This window comes from Novosphingobium sp. 11B (genome assembly GCF_054589055.1).
Window position 1 is genome coordinate 15,649 of the sequence record NZ_BAAILP010000337.1, and the last position, 498, is coordinate 16,146.

General features: G+C 68.1%; 1 protein-coding gene. It reads left to right on the forward strand.

All coding sequences use genetic code 11. The features are described 5' to 3' along the window. A partial coding sequence (locus ACYPYD_RS28125) for a YaiI/YqxD family protein (protein ID WP_459667075.1) occupies positions 1–413 on the forward strand: 413 nt, incomplete at its 5' end. Positions 414–498 lie beyond the last annotated feature (85 nt).

Consider the following 498-nt stretch of genomic DNA (forward strand, 5'->3'; position numbering starts at 1 on the left):
CCTACAAGGTCGCCGCCCGCCACAAGGTGCCCGTCGTCGTCGTCAGCAACAGCGCGATCCGAGTCCCGCAAAATGCGCTGATCTCCCGCAAGGTGGTCAGCGACGCCTTCGACGCGGCGGACGACTGGATCGTGGAGAATACTGACGCCGCAACGGTGGTGATCACCGCCGATATCCTCCTCGCGGACCGCTGCCTCAAGCTGGGCGCCAGCGTGGTTGCTCCCAACGGCAGGCCTTTCACCACCAGTTCGATCGGCAGCGCCATCGCCACCCGCGCGATCATGGCGGACTTGCGCGCGGGCGGAGACATCGTCGGCGGGCCGCCGCCGTTCGCGAAGCAGGACCGCTCGCGGTTCCTCTCGGCGCTGGACGAAGTGCTGGTGCGGCTGCTGAGGTCGTCGTCCCGGACTTGATCCGGGACCGCTGGCAAATCTTCAGGCGGTAGCTTGCGGGTGCGCGCGGCAAGGTGGGCTGGTCACGGCCAGCGGTCCCGGATCA